General features: G+C 78.6%; 2 protein-coding genes. Both read right to left on the bottom strand.

Features of this window, described 5'->3' with window-relative positions; all coding sequences use genetic code 11:
• Nucleotides 1–465, bottom strand: a 465-nt coding sequence (locus MNZ29_RS23950) for a response regulator (RefSeq protein ID WP_242357101.1), incomplete at its 3' end; no start/stop codon positions are given.
• Nucleotides 462–2296: response regulator (locus MNZ29_RS23945; RefSeq protein WP_242357100.1), on the bottom strand; the 1835-nt coding region annotated here is incomplete at its 5' end. The genes MNZ29_RS23945 and MNZ29_RS23950, both read right to left, overlap by 4 nt.

The raw sequence follows: 2296 nt of genomic DNA, 5'->3' as shown, positions 1-2296 counted from the left end.
CCGCGGGGCCGGCCCCTGCGCGGGCGCGCCCCCCGGGCGGAACGGGAGCCGCCGGTGGCGGGTGACGAGCTTCAGCCCCGCGACCGCGCGGACGGCGTCGCGGATCGCGTCCGCCTCGCGGGCGAAGCGCGCCGCGTCCGTGGCGCGCGGCTTCGCGAGCACCTCCACCGCGCCGAGCTCGAGCGCCCAGAAGGCGAGCTCCTGCCGCTCGGGCCCGGCCTCCGCCGAGACCACCACGATCGGCGTCGGCGCGACCCGCATGATCTCCTCGATCGCCGCGAGCCCGTCCTTGCCGGGCATCCGCACGTCCATGGTCACGACGTCCGGGCGGAGCGCCGCCACCTGGGCCACCGCCGCCTCGCCGTCGGCGGCCTCGCCGACGACCGCGATGCCGGCGCGATCGAGGAGCGCGCGCAGCAGGGCGCGGAACGAGCGGGAGTCGTCCACCAGCAGGCAGCGGATCATGCGCGGGGCAGGAGCTGGCGGACGAGGTCGAGGAGCTTGCCGCGCTCGACCTCGCGCTTCACGAGGTAGCCGTCGGCGCCGGCGGCGAGGCCGGCGGCGCGATCCTCGGCCGCCTCGAGGGAGGTGACGAGGACGACCGGCGTGCGGCGCAGGCGCGGGTCGGTCTTCACCTTGCGCGTGAGGCCGAAGCCGTCGAGCCGGGGCATCTGCACGTCGGACACGACGAGGTCCGCGCCCGACTCGCGCAGGAGCTGGAACGCCTCCTCCCCGTCGGCGGCGGGGATCACCGCGTAGCCCGCCATCTCGAGGAGCGCCTTCATCGCGGAGCGGGTGGTGAGCGAGTCGTCCGCGACGATCACGCGCCGCCCGCCCTCGGCGCGGCTCGCCCCCATGCCCGGCTGCCCCCGCCGCACGAGCTCCGCCGCGGAGAGGACCCCCGCCACGCGCCCGTCGTCGAGCACCGCCGCGCCGGCGAGGTGCGGCACCGCCGCGACCCGCGCGCCGAGCGAGGAGATCACGAGCTCCTGCTGGCCGACGAGCTCGTCCACCCCGACGGCGACGCGCGCGCCGCCGTGGGCGATCACGAGCGCCACCCGCTGGCGCGGCGGCGTGGCCGCCCCCTCCGGCATGCGCAGGAGCCGCGCGAGCGGTACGTACGGCACGTGCTCGCCGGCGACCTGCGCCGTGGTGCGCCCGGCGACGCTGCCGAGATCGCCCGCGGTGACCAGCACGACGTGCTCGATCGCCTCCGCGGGCAGCGCGATCACGTCGCGCCCGACGCGGAACACGAGCGCGGTGGACGCGGACAGCGTGAGCGGCACCTCGAGGTCGAAGCGCGTGCCGCGGCCCGCCTCCCAGCGGACGTCCACCGTGCCCCCGAGCCGCGCCAGCGTCTCGAGGACGACGTCCATCCCGACCCCGCGCCCGGAGATCTCCGTCACGGCGCGCGCGGTGGAGAGGCCGGGGTGGAACACGAGGCGCGCCGCCTCCTGATCGCCGAGGCGATCCGCCTCCTCGGCGGGGAGGACCCCCTTGCGCACCGCGGCGGCGCGCAGCCCCGCGAGATCGAGGCCCGGCCCGTCGTCCTCGACGATGATGGCGACCCGCGAGCCGCGCGGCTCGACGCGGGCGGCGATGCGGCCGGCGGTCGACTTCCCGGCGGCCCTCCGCGCCGCGGGCGCCTCGATGCCGTGGTCCACCGCGTTCCGCACGAGGTGCAGGAGCGGATCGCGGAGCGCGTCCACGATCTGGCGGTCGAGGCGGGCCTCCCCGCCGTCGATCGTGAGCTCGACCTCCTTGCCCAGCCGGCCGGCGACGTCGCGCACGGCGCGGCGGAGCGGCTCGAGCACGAGCGCGGCGGGCACCATCCGGAGCGCGCGCAGGTCCTCGCGGAGCACGGTGCCCGCGAGCCGCTGCTGCTCGGCCTCGCGCGACGCCTCGCGCGCGACGCGGGTGAGGTCGGTCGCGATCTCGCGCAGCCGCGCGGACGACCGCTCGAGCTCGGCGCGCCCCGCCTCGACCCCGGCGGCGCGCAGCGCCCGGCCCGCCTCGTCGAGCGCCTGCAGCGCGTCCCGCACCGACGCCGCGTGGCCGAACACGTCGCGCGCCCGGCGCGCGCGGCGGGCCTCGGCGAGCGAGAGGAGCTCGACCTGGCGGCCGATGGAGGCGAGCGTGGAGGCGAGCACGCGGATCGACTTCTCGCCCCGCGCCTGCGCGGCCGCCGCGGGGGCGCTCGACGGCGCGTCCGAGGCGATCGCGGGCGCGCGCGCGAGCGCCTCGCGCAGGTCGATGAGGTCGCCCGCCAGGGCCGCGGTGGCGCGCGGCGCGTCGA

The organism is Anaeromyxobacter sp. SG64, assembly GCF_022690745.1.
GTDB lineage: Bacteria > Myxococcota > Myxococcia > Myxococcales > Anaeromyxobacteraceae > Anaeromyxobacter > Anaeromyxobacter soli.
Note: the sequence above shows the minus strand (reverse complement) of the source record. Positions and strands in the feature narration are given on the sequence as shown.